Origin of the sequence: Streptomyces sp. NBC_01803 (genome assembly GCF_035917415.1) — a bacterium.
Taxonomy (GTDB): domain Bacteria; phylum Actinomycetota; class Actinomycetes; order Streptomycetales; family Streptomycetaceae; genus Streptomyces.
On the sequence record NZ_CP109073.1, the window covers coordinates 959,253 to 974,820 of the forward strand.

A 15,568-nucleotide genomic window follows, 5' to 3' on the forward strand; every position below is an offset into this window, starting at 1 on the left:
CCGTCATCCTGCACCGCCGGCCTCCACCTGTTCACGCAGGCGCGAGCACGTGCGGTTCAGCAGACGCGAGACGTGCATCTGCGAGATCCCGATCTGCTCCGCGATGCCGCTCTGCGTCATGCCGCGGAAGAAGCGCAGGTAGAGGATCTGCCGCTCGCGCTCGGGCAGTTCCCGCAGCCGGGTGCGGACCGACTCGCGCTCCACGACGTGGTCGAAGCCGGGATCGGTGCGGCCCAGGGTGTCCAGCAGCGAGAAGCCCTCGTCCGAGCCGGCCACCTCGGCGTCGAGGGACAGCACGGTGAAGCTGTTCATCGCTTCGAGGCCCGTCTGGGCCTCCTTCCGCGTCATGTTGGCGGCCTTGGCCAGCTCCTCGGTGTCGGGGCGACGGCCGTCGAGGGTGTGCGAGAGCTCGTTGTGGGCGACGCGCACCCGGTTGCGCAACTCCTGCACGCGGCGCGGGACATGCATGCCCCACAGGTGGTCGCGGAAGTGGCGCTTGATCTCGCCGACGATGGTGGGCACGGCGTAGCTCTCGAACGCGGTGCCGTAGCTGGGGTCATAGCGGCGCACGGCCTTCACCAGGCCCAAGTGGGCGACCTGCTCCAGGTCTTCGAGGTTCTCGCCGCGGTTGCGGTACTGCCGGGCGAGGCGGCCCGCCATCGGCATCCAGGCGCGGACTATCTCGTCGCGCAGCGCGTCGCGTTCGGGACCCGGGTCCATCGCCACGAGCCTGCGGAACGCCTCCGCGGTCTTCGGGGCGTCGTCGTGCGGGTGCTGGCGACGGGGCTTCCTGACGTGGGTCGTGGGCATCGGCTTTCAGCTCCCTGCTGGGTGTCCCTGCTCGTTCACTGGGTCACCGCGGGAGCACACGGACCACAGGCCGCACTCGCCCGGAGCCATGGGGCTCCCGCGGGTGTGCCTGCCGTCCGAAGCACGTCAATGCGCCTGCCCGACCGTCCCGGGGACAAACAGCGTCTTTCCCAGGTTCTGTGCGAGGAGCGGCGAGCGGGTCGACTCGCCACCGGATCAAAGGCGTTCGGCGTCGACCATGCCGAGCAGCCGCAGCGCGTCCTCGGAGGCGGAGCCGGGCTCGGGCGCGTATGCCACGAGCACCTGGTCATCCTCCCCCAGCACCGACAGCGTCTGGAACGTCAACGACAGCTCCCCGACGACCGGGTGGTGGAACCGCTTCTCGCCGTGCGTCTTCTCCCGCACGTTGTGGTCGGTCCACCAGCGGCGGAACAGCTCGCTCTTCAGCGACAGCTCGCCCACCAGCTCGGCCAGCCGCCGGTCGTCCGGGTGGTCCACGGCGTGCAGCCGCAAGTACGCCACGGTCTCCCGGGCCTTGTGCTCCCACTCGGGGAAGATCTCGGTGGCGCGCCGGTCCAGGAAGCACAGCCGCGCCCAGTTCCGCTCGTCGGGGGCGAGGGTGCCGAAGTCGAGCATCAGGGTGGCGGCCATCCGGTTCCACGCGAGGATGTCGGTGCGGTGGTCGATCACGTACGCCGGGGCGTCGCGCATGGAGTCCAGCAGGAAACGCAGCCGGGGGCTGACCGCCCGGCGCGCGCGGCGCGGACGACGGGCGGCCCGGCGCGGCCTGGCCAGCCCGAACAGATAGCCGCGTTCGTCGTCGTCCAGCCGCAGCGCGCGGGCGAGGGCGTCCAGCACCTCTTCCGAGACACCGCCGCCCCGGCCCTGTTCGAGCCGCATGTAGTAGTCGGCGCTGACGCCCGCGAGCTGAGCCAGCTCCTCGCGCCGCAGCCCGGGCACGCGCCGCCGCCCACCCAGGTCGGGCAGCCCGACATCCTCGGGCCGCACACGCGCCCGGCGGGATTTGAGGAATTCGCCCAGCTCTTTGGCCATGCGTCCAGTATCCCGCGCCGACCCGGCGGGGAGCCTGGCCCTGGCGGTCCTAGGGACGACCGCCGCGGTGTCCGAAATGGACATGAACGGATGTATGCTGGCCGAGCCCCGTGCGAGTTTCCGTCCATGCCTCCCGGCCTGGAGCGCACGGATGTCGCCGCCGCTCCGGAGTCTCCTGACAGTCCTGGTCCCCTTCCGGACCGGGTGTTGACCCGACACATCCTGCCCCGGCGGGCAGCGCCGGCGTTCCAGATCGCTTTCTTGTGACTCCGCTCCTCGCGCGTCCGCCCGACCACGCCGGCGGACAGACACGAGCGAGATCCCCGACAGTCGGGTACCGGACAGCCCGGGTACCGGACGAGCCAGGTCATGGTCATCACCGCGGTGCCCGACGGGCCGTCGGTCCCCGCCGAGAGGCCGTGGCCGCGCGCACCGCGCCGGCGCCGCCTCCGAGGGGACAGTTGTGAAGCTGAACGAACTACTGGACGGGCACGACCACCTCCTTCTCCAGGGCGACCCGGGGACCCGGATCACCGGAGGGATGAGCTTCGACGCCCACCGGCTGACTCCCGGTTCGCTGTACATCGCGGTACCGGGTCACCACGAAGGGGGGCCGGAGTCCATCGAACGGGCCCTCCGGCGAGGCGCGGTCGCGGTCATGATCGAGGGTGAGGTGCCCGGACTCCGCGATCTGCCGCACGACCTGTGCGTGGTGCGGGTGCCGGACACCCGCCGGGCCGCCCCCGTCGTCGCCTCCCGCTACCACGGCGAGCCGGGCCGGGCCATGGAGATGGTGGCGATCACCGGCACCAACGGGAAGACGTCGGTCTCCTACATGGTCGAGTCGGTGCTGAAGGCCGCCGAAGGCGCGCGGGTCGGGGTCATCGGGACGTCCGGCAGCCGGATCGGCAGCGAGCCCATCCCGATGCCGCCGTCCGTCCTCAGCACGCCGGAATCGCCGGACCTCCAGTACCTGCTGGGCCACATGCGCGACCGGGGGACGACCAGCGTGGTGCTGGAGGCGACCTCCATGGCCCTGCTGACCCACCGGGTCGACCGGGCGTTCCTCGATGTCGGGGTCTTCACGAACCTGACCCAGGACCACCTGGACGACCACGGCACGATGGAGAACTACACGAACGCCAAGCTCCGGCTCTTCCAGGGGCTGTGCCGCCGGGCCGTCGTCAACGCCGACGATCCGGTCAGCGCCCGGATCCAGGCGCTGATGCCGGGCGCGGTGACCACGTACGCCCTGGACGCCGAGGCGGACTACCGGGCGACCGACCTCACCGTCGACGCCGCCGGCACCCGCTTCACGCTGCACCACGACGGCGGCAAATACGCGGCGGCGATCCCCGTTCCGGGCCGGTTCTCGGTGGCGAACGCGCTGGCCGCCGTGGCGGCCTGCCACGTCCTGGGTCACGAGCTGGGGGCGCTGGTCGACGCGCTCGACCGGATGCCGCCCGTCCCGGGCCGGTTCGAGCGCTACGACACCCCGCGCGGCGCCTCGGTGGTCGTGGACTACGCCCACTCCCCGGATTCCCTGGAGAAGGTCCTGACGACCATCCGGGGCTACGCCACCGCCCGGGTGATCACCGTCTTCGGCTGCGGCGGCGACCGCGATGTCACCAAGCGCGTCATCATGGGGAAGATCGCCGGGGAGCTGTCGGACCTGTGCGTCCTCACCTCGGACAATCCGCGCTACGAGGCCCCCGAGGCGATCCTCGACCATGTCGTGCCGGGCCTGACAGCGACGGGCACCCCCTTCGAGCGCATCACCGACCGGCGCCGGGCGATCCGCTTCGCGCTGGGCGCCGCCGGGCCGGGCGACGTGGTCCTCGTCGCCGGGCGGGGCAGCGAGCCGGACCAACTCGTCGGCGGGGAGCTGATTCCCTTCAGCGACATGGCGGTCGTCCGTGAACTCGCCGAGGAGTAACCGCCCCTCCGGTCTGCGGAAGACACGAGCTGGGACCCAATGATCGTCGCGTCCGCGGATACCCCGAGCGACGTTCGCGACTGGCGAGGAGCGGCGTTGGGCGGCACGGGGCACGGCACGGGGGATGGCATTGGGCGGCACGGGGGACGGCGGCCAGCCTGGCCCTGGCGGTCCTAGGGATGGCAAGGCTCTGGGCAGGTGTGCGCGTGCCTCCGCACAGTAAGTGTCATGAACTCCCTCGCGGACATGAAGATCAGCCGCACCGGGTTCGGTGCGTGGGCCATCGGCGGTGGCGGATGGCGTTTCACCTGGGGCGCGACCGACGACGCGGAGTCGGTCGCGGCGATCAGGCGGGCCGTGGCGCTGGGCGTCAACTGGATCGACACGGCGGCCGTCTACGGCCTCGGCCACTCGGAGACCGTGGTCGGCCGGGCCCTGGCGTCGCTGCCGCCGGACGAGCGGCCGTACGTGTTCACCAAGGCGGGACTGGTGTGGAACGAGGCCCAGCCGCTGTCCGCGCCGTACCGGATCATGCGGCCGGAGAGCGTTCGCCGCGAGGTCGACGCGTCCCTGCGGCGGCTCGGCGTCGACCATATCGACCTGTATCAGGTGCACTGGCCGGACACCGGTGAGTCGCTGGACTGGGACACGCTCGGCGGCGACGGCACGGCCTCGCCCAACGCGACGCCGCTGGCCGAGTACTGGCAGGTCATGGCCGACCTGAGGCAGGCCGGGAAGGTGCGCGCGATCGGGCTGTCGAACCACGGCGTCGCGCAGTTGGCGGAGGCCGAGGCCATCGCGCATGTGGACGCGATCCAGCCGCCGTTCTCGGCGCTCGACCGGAGCGCGGCGCCCGAGGTGGCGTGGGCGCGGGAGCACGGCACGGCCGTGATCGCGTACTCGCCCATGGCGTCGGGCCTGTTGACCGGGGCGTTCTCGGCGGAGCGCGTCGCCGCGCTGCCGGCGGACGACTGGCGGCGCGCGCACCCGGACTTCACCGACCGGCTGCCCGAGAACCTGGCGGTGGCCGACGTGTTGGGCACGATCGCGGAGCAACGCGGCGTTCCGGTGCCGGCCGTCGCGGTGGCCTGGACGCTGGCGTGGCCCGGCGTCACGGGCGCGATCGTCGGCGCGCGGACACCGGCGCAGGTCGCGGACTGGGCAGGGGCCGGACATCTTCACCTGGGTGAGGAGGAGTTGGCTGCCATCGCCCGGGTACTCGGGCGGACGGGCGCGGGAACCGGACCGTTCCGGCCCTGATACGGCCGGTCCGCGCCGTCGTCTCCCCGGAGCGGCGTGGACCGGCACCCCGACCATCAGGTACCGCTGGGCCGCTGGGCCGCTGGGCCGCTGGGCCGCTGGGCCGCTGGGCCGAGACTCCGGCGAGCTCGCCGGCGCCGCTGACTCCCCGTCCAGGGGCCGGTCATATGTCACTATGAATAACCGATCCATCACAGCACGTGTGACAAGCCGCTGGTCACGGAATACGCTCCTTGGGCGGCGCGGTACCGGAACCGGCGGCCACGCTCTCCTCCAGTGGAGGCCGCCCTGGCAAGGCGTTCACACGCCGACCGCGCCGCCGCACATTTCACGTTCCGTTGTCCGGCGTACATATCCGCGCGGTGACCTGACGAGTCGGCCGGCGCCGTGTGAATTCATGTTTCTCTCTTATGACATGGGCTCCGATCGCGTCGCGGGCGCACCTTGACCATTCGTCCACGTGTTCGCTACGTTCCCCTCATGCGGAAGTCCGAGCAGTTCACAGAGCGACGCGCTGTCGATCTCATGCGCGTCGCGACCGCCCTGTGTCGCTGACCGTTTCCCCTTTCCGCCCGGCGGAGATCCGCTCTCTTCCGTCTCCGGCGGCGCGTCCACGCTGACGCCGCGGATTCTTTGCGGGGATCCCCTCGCGCTTTCCCCGCTTCGCTCTTTTCCCTTTTCCGCCGGATGTCGGAGCTTTTCCCGTCCCCGCGTACGCTCCCTGAACCACAGGAAAAACCCATGCCCAAAATCAGCTTCATGTCCCTCCCCCGGCGCGCTCCAAGACGTTTGGCGTTCGGTGCCGCCCTGCTCTCACCCCTTCTGCTGCTGACCGGCTGCGCGAACGACGGCCAGGCGTCCGCCGCCAGCGACGAGGAACTCGCGGGCACCGAGATCGCCGAGACGGTCGACCCGGCGACGCGTCTCACCATCGGCACCCCCGAGATCCAGGTCGCCCTGGAGCTGTCCGGGCTGATCGACGAGCTGACGTTCGACGTCGAGTGGGCCAACCTGAGCGGCGGCCCGCAGTGCTCGGAGGCGTTCCGGGCCAACTCGCTGGACGTCTGCTCGGCCGCCGAGATCCCCTCGATCCACGCGCACTGGACCGGGCTCGACACCAAGCTGGTCGCCGCCGTCTACCACGAGGACCCGGTCGACCACCCCATCTACGAACTGGGCATCGCGCCCGGCGCCGACATCGACACGCTGGAGGACCTGCGCGGCAAGCGCATCGCGTTCAGCCCGGGGCAGGCCCAGGGCGCCCTGGTGCTGCGCATCCTCGACCAGGCCGGACTGACCACCGACGACGTGGAGTTGGTCGAGATCCCGAGCACGGGCGACGTCTATCCGACCGCGCTGGGCAACGGCGAGGTGGACGCGGCGCCGCTCGGCTCGGTCTACATCCGGCACTACGCCGAGCAGTACGGGCCGGAGGGCGGCAAGACCCTCCCGCACGGGCTGCGGGACGACGCGGGCCATCTGTGGGTGCCGACCTCCTCCGTCAGCGATCCCGACAAGGCGGCGGCCATCCGCCAGTTCGTCGGAGTCTGGGCCCGGGCGCAGGTCTGGATCGACACGCATCCGGAGGAGTGGATCCAGGGGTACTACGTCGAGGACCAGGGTCTGTCCTACGAGGACGGTGCGTATCTGGTGGAGCAGAGCGGCACCTCGGAGATCCCGGCCGACTGGTCGAACGGCATCGAACGCCAGCAGGAGACCATCGAGTTGCTCGCGGACGAGCTGGGCAACGAGTCCTTCGACGCCGAGACCCTCTGGGACCGGCGCTACGAGCCGGTCGGGGCGGACGCGATCGGAGGGTCCTCATGAGCGCCCATGCGACGGACGCGAAGGCCCGAGCAGTGAACCCGGCGGCGAACCCGGCAGTTGACCCGGCGCGTACCGCTGCCGCTGCTGCCGCTGCCGGGAGGGCGGCTCCGGCCCTGACGGCACGGCCGCGCCTCGTGCCCCGGACGCCGGGCCGCCGACGGCGACTCGGGCCCGGGCGGCCGATCCCCTACGGCTGGGCCATCGGCCCGCTGCTGCTGATCACCGTCTGGTCCATCGGCTCGGCCACCGGCCAGATCGACGCTCGCAATCTGTCCGCCCCCTGGGATGTCGTCAGCACCGCCAACGACCTGTTCCAGGAAGGGCGGTTGCAGGAGCACCTGTGGGCCTCGACCCGACGGGCCCTGCTGGGGCTGGCGTTCGGGACGGGCGCCGGGCTGGTGCTCGCGGTGATCGCCGGACTGAGCAGGCTGGGCGAGGGCGTCATCGACGGGCCGGTGCAGATCAAACGGTCCATCCCCTCCCTGGCCATGATCCCGCTGCTGATCCTCTGGTTCGGCATCGGGGAGTCGATGAAGGTCATCACCATCACGCTCGGCGTGCTCGTGCCCGTCTACATCCACACCCACAACGGGCTGCGGGCGATCGACAGCCGGTACGTCGAGCTGGCGGAGACGCTGCGGCTGAGCCGGGCGGGATTCCTACGGCACGTGGTACTGCCCGGCGCGCTTCCCGGCTTCCTGCTGGGCATGCGGTTCGCGGTGACGGCCGCCTGGTTGTCGCTGGTCGTGGTCGAGCAGGTCAACGCCACCAGCGGTATCGGCTACATGATGGAGCTGGCACGGACCTACGGGCAGACGGACGTCATCATCGTCGGCCTGGTCGTCTACGGGCTGCTGGGCCTGATCTCGGACGCCCTGGTGCGGCTGGTGCAGAGGAGGGCGCTGTCATGGCGACGCACACTGGCGGACTGACGGCCCTCGGCGGTCTTCGACTGCGCGGCCTGGTGCGGGAGTTCGGCGACCGCCGGGTGCTGGACGGTCTCGATCTGTCCATCGCCCCGGGCGAGTTCGTCGCGCTGATCGGGCGCAGCGGCTCGGGGAAGAGCACGCTGCTGCGGGTGCTGGCCGGGATCGACCGGGAGGTGACGGCGTTCGACGATCTCGACGCGCCGGAGAACGTGTCGGTCGTCTTCCAGGACGCCCGGCTGCTGCCCTGGAAGCGGGTGCTGGAGAACGTCGTGCTCGGGCTGAGGGGTCCGGACGCGGCGGAACGGGGTCGGACCGCGCTGTCCGAAGTCGGCCTGGCCGGGCGGGAACACGCCTGGCCGGTGGAGCTGTCCGGCGGTGAGCAGCAGCGCGTCGCGCTGGCCCGCTCACTCGTCCGCGACCCCGACCTCCTGCTGGCGGACGAGCCGTTCGGCGCGCTGGACGCGCTCACCCGGATCAAGTCGCACGCGCTGCTGCGGAAGCTGTGCGAGCTGCACCGGCCCGCCGTGCTGCTGGTGACGCACGACGTGGACGAGGCGATCGCGCTGGCGGACCGCGTGGTGGTGCTGGAGGAGGGCCGGATCGCCGCTGACCTGACGGTCGCTCTGCCCGCACCCCGCTCCCCCGGCAGCGCCGCGTACGCCGCCCTGCGCGCCCGGTTGCTCACTCTTCTCGGCGTCGACCCGGATCTCCGGGAGGACGCCGCCGCTCCTGACGAAGGCGATGACTCATGACCCCGCCGGCTCCCCGCCAGCTCCACCTCAACCTGTTCATCTATCCGGGCGGCCACCACGAGGCGGCGTGGCGTTACCCCGGGACCGAGTTGGACCGGATCGTGGACATCGACCACTACCGCGACCTCGCGCGGCGGGCCGAGGCGGCCACGTTCGACGGCATCTTCTTCGCCGACGGCCCGTCGCTGGCGGACAACGTGCGTTACGCGGCCCGGTTCCGGCTGGAGCCGCTGACCTGGCTGGCGGCCATCGCGGGGGCGACCGAGCGCATCGGCCTGATCGCCACCGCCTCCACCACCTACACCGAGCCCTACAACCTGGCCCGGCTGTTCGCCTCTCTCGACCACGTCAGCCGGGGCCGGGCCGGGTGGAACATCGTCACCACCGGGGCGCCGGAAGCGGCGGCCAACTTCGGTCTGGACGCCCACCCCGTGCACGCCGAACGATACGAGCGGGCACGGGAGTTCGTGGACGTGGTGACCCGGCTGTGGGACAGCTGGGAGGACGGCGCGCTGGTCGCGGACCCGGTGTCCGGGCTGTTCGCCGACACCGACCGCGTCCACCCCGTGGAGCACAAGGGCCGCCATCTGTCAGTGCGCGGGCCGCTGAACCTTCCGCGCGGTCCGCAGGGCCGGCCCGTCTATGTGCAGGCCGGCTCCTCGGAGGACGGGCGCGGCTTCGCCGCCGCGTGGGCGGAGGCGGTGTTCACCGCGCACCAGACGCTCGCCAACGCGCAGGAGTTCTACGGCGATCTGAAGCGGCGGGTCCGTGCGGCCGGCCGCGATCCGGAGCAGGTGCTGATCCTGCCGGGGATCAGTCCGTTCATCGGCTCGACGGAGACCGAGGCGCGGGCGCTGCACGAGGAGTTCAACGAGCTGACGCAGCCCGCGTATTCACTGGCGCTGCTGCACCGCTTCCTGGGAGTGCGGTTCGAGGAATCGGATCTGGACCGGCCGGTGCCGCGCGAGGTGATCGAGACCGGCGGCGAGCGTGGCATCAGCAGCCGCTTCCAGGTGGTGCTGGACATCATCGACCGGGAGAAGCCCACGGTGCGGCAGTTGCTCCACCGGCTCGCGGGCGCGCGCGGCCACCGGGTGGTGACGGGCACGCCGGAGCAGGTCGCCGACGAGATCCAGGAGTGGTTCGAGAACGGAGCGGCGGACGGCTTCAACATCATGCCGCCGTGGCTGGGCGGCGGGTTCGACGTGTTCGCGGACGAGGTGGTGCCGATCCTGCGCCGGCGCGGTCTGTTCCGCACCGAGTACACGGGCACGACGCTGCGCGACCACTACGGACTGCCTCGCCCGGTCAGCCAGTTCGCGGAGCGGGAGCCGGAACCGTCTCCGGCGCCGGTGTCGTTGCCCGTGTCCTGACCTCGCCGCCGCGTCCCCGGCACGCCGAAGGCCCGGCGATTCCCGTTCCGCACCGGGAATCGCCGGGCCTTCGGCGTGGGGCGGGGCGGGCACGCCGCCCGGCCGCCCCACCGCCCGGCCGATCAGGAGGGGGAGGCGAGGAGTGTGGCGCGTTCCAGGGCGGCCGAGAACTGTTCCACGACCTGGGTCAGTGGCTCGGCCGCGGCCGGTTCGAGGGTGATGCCGCCGTCGGGTGTGGCGGTGATGTCGCGGTCCAGGAGGAACCAGCCGGGGGTGATGTGGGTGGCACCCATGGAGGACAGGACGGGGCGCAGGGCGTAGTCGATGGCGAGCACGTGAGCGGTGGTGCCACCGGTGGCCAGGGGCAGGACCGTCTTGCCGGTCAGGGCGTACTGCGGCAGCAGGTCCAGCAGCGACTTCAGCAGCCCCGAGTAGGCCGCCTTGTAGACGGGGGTGCCGATGACGACGCCGTCCGCGCGGGCCAGCAGCCCGGCGACCTCCACGATCGCCGGATGCCCCGGATCAGCCCCCGTCAACGCCTCGGCCGGCAGCGCCCGCACGTCCAGGGGCACGATGTCATGGCCTCTGAGCGCGAGTTGACCGTCGAGATGGCGCAGCAGGCGGGCGGTGCGGGACGTGGGAGACGGACTCCCGGATATCGACAGGACAACGGCCATGGGAACACCTCTGTGTTGGGGAGCGGGGAGAGGGGCGGAGCGGGGCGGGGCGGAGCGCGTGGGACGGGGGACGGGGGGATGAGCGGGAGTGGGTGGCCTCGGAGACGCGAGTGGCTCCCGTGCGCGTCGAAGGGAGCGGGGAGAGGGGCGGGCAGCCGAAGAGCCCGGGCCGGCGCCGGGATCGGGGCAGGGGTGACCCGGCCGGGAAAGAGAGGGTCGGCCGACGGCGCACGCCCGCGCCGGACGCCCGCGCCGGACGCGCGCGGCGGGTAGGAGCAGCGGGTGGGGGCAGCGGGTCAGCGGCAGACCGGACAGATCGCGGCGGCGACGCGGACGAAGTCCACGCAGCGGCGGCGGGTCAGGGGCTGGGCGCCAGGCATGGGTTCGATGCAAGCACGGAGGCCGGAAGCCGTCAACGGGCCTTCCGGCTGATGAGACGGCGTCCCCGCACGGGGACGCCGTCTCCTCCGTTCATCCGTCGTTGGGGCGGAGCGCTCGCCGGCCGGTCAGCCGAGGAGTTCGTCCGCGTGGCGCAGGGTGTGCGCGGCGACCTGGAGACCGAGCCGCACGCCCGCCGTGTCGGCGGTCCTGGTGTGGATGCCGGACCAGACGCGGGCGTCGACGTTCTCCTGGGTGAGTTGGCGCCAGGTGGTGTAGGTGCGGGTGACGCCGGGCGCGGTCGTGCTGGTCAGCTCGAACGGCGCGGTGCGCGGGCCGGCGAGAGCGGTCAGGATGCCTTCGGCGGCCCCGGAGTAAGTGTTGTGGCCGCTGGGGTAGTCGGGATGGGAGGGCGTGACGTGCAGCGGCGTCCAGTCGGTGTCGCCTTCCGCTTGCAGCGCGGTGACGGGCCGCCAGGTCACGTAGGCGTACTTGCTGTCGGAGGTCGCGATCTGGGTGTCGACGGACGCGGTGTGGAACAGCGCGACCAGCGCGGCCCGTTCGGGCAGGGACTCCCCGGAGCGGGCCAGCGCGACGCGCAGCGGCTCGGTGTAGAGGGTCAGCGAGGAGCCGTACCAGAACGACGCCGTCTCGGTCTGCCGCGCGGTGCGGACGGTGCTGTCGGCGGCGCCGTAGGCTCGGACCTCGGCCAGGTCCGCCTCGTACCGGGCGGACCCGACGGGCGGCGGGGCGGGCAGGCGGTACTGGTCCGGGCTGTCGAGGAGGAAGGGGCGGGCGGATCGGTTGCCGGCCTGAAGGGCCGGGCCGTAGGCGGGCGGTGTCGGCTGCCAGACGCCCGGAGCCGGGGCGGGGGTGGCGTACGGGGCGTTGACCGAGGCGGCGTCGAGCCCGTCTCCCTCGCGGTCGGCGAGCACACTCTCGGCCTCGGCGCGCCCGGCGGCCAGCCCGAGGTCCTCGGCGGGGCCGTCGGGGACGCGGTCAAGGGTGCGCCGGAGGGCGGCGTCGAGCTCGCCGGCGCGGGCCGGTGCCAGCGTGGTCAGGGCCGTGTGGACGGCTCCGGCGACGGCGGCATCCTGGTAGTCCGGGCGGCTGACGCCATCCGGGGGCCCGTCGTCGAGCACCCGCGCGGCGGCCAGCCAACTGATCGCCCATGTACGGCTGTTGGTGACCTGGGTGGGCGCTCCGGCGGTCGCGACGGTCTGCGCGGTGACGTCGTACCACTCCAGTGCCACATCGACGCGCGAGCCGGGGCGCGCGGTGTCGTCGGCGCCGGCGGCGGACGGCGCGACGACCGTGGCCACGGCGGCGAGCGCCACGGCGGACGCCAGGACGGAGGAATGCCGGGCGAAGAAGCGCAGGGCGAAGGGGCGCAGGGCGAATCTCACCATGGAACGGACTCCTGTGAAATCGGGAACGGTGTGCGGGGTACGGGCAAGCCCGGGGTCGGGCACGCGGGCGACCGCGCGGCGGGGCGGGCTTGACCGGGCTTAACGGGGTGGGACGGGGAGCGGGTGGGGCGGAGGAGCGGGCGGCTCAGGCGGTCGCGCTCAACAGCGGGCGCCGCACGCGAGCGGCGCATCGGCGTGGTACCGCACGACGCGGGCGTATCCCCTGGTCACGCCCGTCATCGTCGCACCCGAACGTTAACGGGATCTGGACCGCGGTGAAGCTCGTGTGTCGGGGTGGACGGCCACGTGCGGCGCAGCGGCTCAGCGGTCCGCCTCAACGGCGCTCGGCTCCCGGCCGAACTGCGCGGCCTGGATGGCGTACAGCTCGCGGAACTGTCCGTCGGGGCGGGCCAACAGGTCGGCGGGACTGCCGGATTCGACCAGGCGGCCGTGGTGCAGGACGTGGATCAGGTCGGCGTGCCGGACGGACGCCATCCGGTGGGTGATGAGGATGATCGTCTGCCCGCCCGCCGCCAGTTCACGGATCTGGTCGAAGACCCGCTGCTCCTCCTTGGCGTCGAGCGCCGCCGTGGGCTCGTCCACGATGAGGACCGGGGCGTCGCGGTAGTGGGCGCGGGCGATGCCCAGGCGCTGCCACTGGCCGCCGCTCAGCTGGTGTCCGCCCTGGTAACCGCGCGCCAGCAGCGTGTCCCAGCCGCGCGGCAGGCCGCCCACGACGGTGTCGGCGCCCGCGTGGCGGGCGGCGGCGCGCAGGCGTTCCCCGTCGATGGGGGTGCCGGAGGCACCGATGGTGACGTTGACGCGCGCGGTGAACCGCCAGCGGTTGAAGTCCTGGGCGACCATGGCGATCCGGGCGAAGAGCTGGTGCCGGTCGGCCTCGGCGGTGTCGACCCCGTCCCAGGTGACGTGGCCGCTCTCGGGGAGGTAGAGGCCGGCCAGGAGCTTGACCAGGGTGCTCTTGCCGGAGCCGTTCTCGCCGACGAGGGCGGTGATCCGGCCGGCGGGGATGGTGAGCGAGACGTCGTCCAGAGCGGGTTCGGCGTCGGTGCCCGGGTAGCGGAAGGTGACGTTCCCGAACGTGATCTCGCGCGGCTCCGGGGGAACGGGCCGGCCGCCGGTGGGGATGGCCCAGTCGGCGGCCTGGACGCACAGGAGCTCCAGGTCGCCGACGAACAGGCTTTCGTCGTAGAGGTTGTTGATGGAGTGGACCATGCCGCTGAGGCTGGCCGAGCCGGTGCGGATGGCGAGGACGGCCGTGCCGGCGACCGACATGGCCAGGGCGCCGCTCCAGGCAAGCGCGCCGAGGGTGAGGTAGGTGGCGGTGCCGGCCAGGCCGGTCCAGGTCGACGCCCACAGTCCGGTGCGGGCGTCGAGCCGGGCCAGACGGGTCTGCTCTGCCTCGGAGTTGGCGGACATCGCGCGGAAGTGCTTGAGCAGGAACGGCCCCACATGGTGGACGCGGACCTCGGCGGCTGTCTCGGTCGCGGTCAGCTCGCTGCTGAGCAGACGGCTGGCCCGCACGTGCTGGACCCAGACGCGGAACGACCGGTACCGGCGACGGGTGGTGATCAGCGTGCTCCACATGCTGGGCACGGTCATCAGGGCGAGCAGCGGTAGCAGCACCGGGTGCAGGACGGTGAGCACGCTCGCGGCGGCGACCAGCGACAGCAGGGCGTTGATGACCTGGACGCAGTAGTCGATCATGTGGCGAGCCGATACGGCGCCGTACTGGGCCGTGTCCAGCAGCCGGTGGAACTGGTCGTCCTCGATCGCGGCCAGCTCCACCTCCGCGGCGCGCGCCAAGTACCGTTCGGTGGCGACTCGTTCGACCTTGGGTTCGAGTCGGCCCGAGCCGTAGGTCGAGACGGCCGAGCAGAGCGCGGTGAGCAGCGCGGTGACGGCGACCACGGTGAGGGAGGGCAGCGCGTCGCGGAGCCGGTCGTCCGGGTCGCCGGCCGCCAGCACGGCCGCCAGCACGGTGTTGACGGCGACGAGGCCGACGGCCTGGGCGATGCCGCGACCGGCCTCGGCGGCGGCGACCAGCCGCAGCGCCGCCCGGTCCGCCTCGCGGGCGAGACGGACGGTGGTCAAGACCAGGGCGGGCAGGGTCTTGACCATCGCCCACAGGCTGAGCGAGGCGTAGGAGCCCTCGTGGCTGCGCCCCCCGCCGTCGTAGAGCAACGGGCCGCCGAACAGCAGCCGTTCCGACTCGGAGACGCTGCCGGGCGGCTCTTCGAGCGGCCGGTTCGTCGTGGTCCCGGCGGTGGTGTCCTCGGGGTCGGTCCTGTCGTCGGTGCGGCTTTCCACGTCGTCCACAGCGGGGCCTCTCGCGGTGTGGTGGCGTCAGGTCGGCGGGGCGAACAGGGCGTTGGCTATCCGGTGCAGGACGTCGGTCTGGTGGTCGACCAGGTAGAAGTGACCGCCGGAGTAGACCTTCAGTTCGAACGGCCCCTCCGTCGCGTCGCGCCAGGCTTCCGCCTCCTCCACCGTGGCCTTGGGGTCGGCGTCGCCCACCAGGGCGTGCACGGGGCAGCGCAGCGGCGGGCCGGGCTCGGGGACGTACGTCTCGATGGCCCGGTAGTCGACGCGGACCGCGGGCAGCACCATCCGCAGGATCTCCTCGTCGGCGAGGACGGCCGCGTCGGTGCCGCTGAGCTGCCTGATGTCGTCCAGCAGGCCGTCGTCGTCACGCAGGTGCGTGGTCTCGACGCGGTGGGTGGAGGGCGCGCGACGTCCGGAGGCGAACAGCGCCGCGGCCACCAGGCCCTTCTCCCGCTCGAAGCGGCGCGCGACTTCGAACGCGACGGCGGCGCCCATGCTGTGCCCGAAGAGCCCGAGCGGGCGGTCGGCCCAGGGCAGCAGCGCGGCGAACACCGCGTCGGCGAGCTCGGAGATCGTGCCCACGGCCGGCTCGCGCAACCGGTCCTGGCGGCCCGGGTACTGGACGGCGAGCACGTCGACCGTGGCGGGCATGGCGCGGGCGACGGGCAGGAAGTAGCTGGCGGAGCCGCCCGCGTGCGGCATACAGACGAGGCGCACCGCGGCGTCCTCGCGCGGGTTGTACCGGCGGATCCAGCGGGTGTTGTCGCCGGTGCCCGGGTCGCCGGAGCCGGGCGCTCCGGAGTGGTGGTCAGTCATGCGGT

At 72.3% G+C, this 15,568-nt stretch carries 13 protein-coding genes; 7 read left to right on the plus strand and 6 right to left on the minus strand.

What is annotated here, in order from left to right; translation table 11 throughout:
• Positions 1-3 precede the first annotated feature (3 nt).
• Positions 4-810, minus strand: coding sequence for a SigB/SigF/SigG family RNA polymerase sigma factor (locus OIE51_RS04080; RefSeq protein WP_326595567.1), 807 nt, complete (start codon positions 808-810; stop codon positions 4-6).
• 216 nt (positions 811-1,026) lie between these two features.
• Complete coding sequence (locus tag OIE51_RS04085; RefSeq protein WP_326595568.1) at positions 1,027-1,863, minus strand: helix-turn-helix transcriptional regulator; 837 nt, start codon at positions 1,861-1,863, stop codon at positions 1,027-1,029.
• 463 nt (positions 1,864-2,326) lie between these two features.
• On the opposite strand from OIE51_RS04085, the gene OIE51_RS04090 reads away from it, so the two are divergent.
• From OIE51_RS04090 to OIE51_RS04115, 7 genes are all read left to right on the plus strand, one after another.
• On the plus strand, positions 2,327-3,799 hold the full coding sequence (locus OIE51_RS04090; protein ID WP_326595569.1) for a UDP-N-acetylmuramoyl-L-alanyl-D-glutamate--2,6-diaminopimelate ligase: 1,473 nt from the start codon (positions 2,327-2,329) through the stop codon (positions 3,797-3,799).
• 228 nt (positions 3,800-4,027) lie between these two features.
• Entirely contained in the window at positions 4,028-5,059 is a 1,032-nt protein-coding gene (locus OIE51_RS04095; protein WP_326595570.1) for an aldo/keto reductase, read from the plus strand.
• 480 nt (positions 5,060-5,539) lie between these two features.
• Complete coding sequence (locus tag OIE51_RS26840; RefSeq protein ID WP_442812032.1) at positions 5,540-5,614, plus strand: putative leader peptide; 75 nt, start codon at positions 5,540-5,542, stop codon at positions 5,612-5,614.
• Between the two features lie 186 nt (positions 5,615-5,800).
• Positions 5,801-6,886, plus strand: a complete 1,086-nt coding sequence (locus tag OIE51_RS04100; RefSeq protein WP_326595572.1) for an ABC transporter substrate-binding protein — start codon at positions 5,801-5,803, stop codon at positions 6,884-6,886.
• Between the two features lie 134 nt (positions 6,887-7,020).
• The gene (locus tag OIE51_RS04105) at positions 7,021-7,818 is read left to right on the plus strand and encodes an ABC transporter permease (RefSeq protein ID WP_326595574.1); all 798 of its coding nucleotides are present in this window, start codon (positions 7,021-7,023) and stop codon (positions 7,816-7,818) included.
• A gap of 20 nt (positions 7,819-7,838) precedes the next feature.
• Positions 7,839-8,567, plus strand: a complete 729-nt coding sequence (locus OIE51_RS04110; RefSeq protein WP_442812033.1) for an ABC transporter ATP-binding protein — start codon at positions 7,839-7,841, stop codon at positions 8,565-8,567.
• Entirely contained in the window at positions 8,564-9,940 is a 1,377-nt protein-coding gene (locus OIE51_RS04115; protein WP_326595578.1) for an LLM class flavin-dependent oxidoreductase, read from the plus strand. The genes OIE51_RS04110 and OIE51_RS04115 overlap by 4 nt, the downstream gene beginning before the upstream one ends.
• Positions 9,941-10,062: 122 nt before the next feature.
• On the opposite strand, the gene ssuE is transcribed toward OIE51_RS04115, so the two are convergent.
• The 4 genes from ssuE to OIE51_RS04135 all read right to left on the minus strand — a co-directional run bounded on the left by ssuE (position 10,063) and on the right by OIE51_RS04135 (position 15,563).
• Positions 10,063-10,617, minus strand: a complete 555-nt coding sequence (gene ssuE, locus OIE51_RS04120; RefSeq protein WP_326595579.1) for an NADPH-dependent FMN reductase — start codon at positions 10,615-10,617, stop codon at positions 10,063-10,065.
• 506 nt (positions 10,618-11,123) lie between these two features.
• Positions 11,124-12,404, minus strand: coding sequence for a phosphoesterase PA-phosphatase (locus tag OIE51_RS04125; protein WP_326595581.1), 1,281 nt, complete (start codon positions 12,402-12,404; stop codon positions 11,124-11,126).
• A 321-nt stretch (positions 12,405-12,725) separates the two neighbouring features.
• Positions 12,726-14,741: an ABC transporter ATP-binding protein gene (locus OIE51_RS04130; RefSeq protein ID WP_442811857.1), complete on the minus strand. Its 2,016-nt coding sequence runs from the start codon at positions 14,739-14,741 to the stop codon at positions 12,726-12,728.
• 27 nt (positions 14,742-14,768) lie between these two features.
• Entirely contained in the window at positions 14,769-15,563 is a 795-nt protein-coding gene (locus OIE51_RS04135; RefSeq protein ID WP_326595583.1) for a thioesterase II family protein, read from the minus strand.
• Between the last annotated feature and the right edge of the window lie 5 nt (positions 15,564-15,568).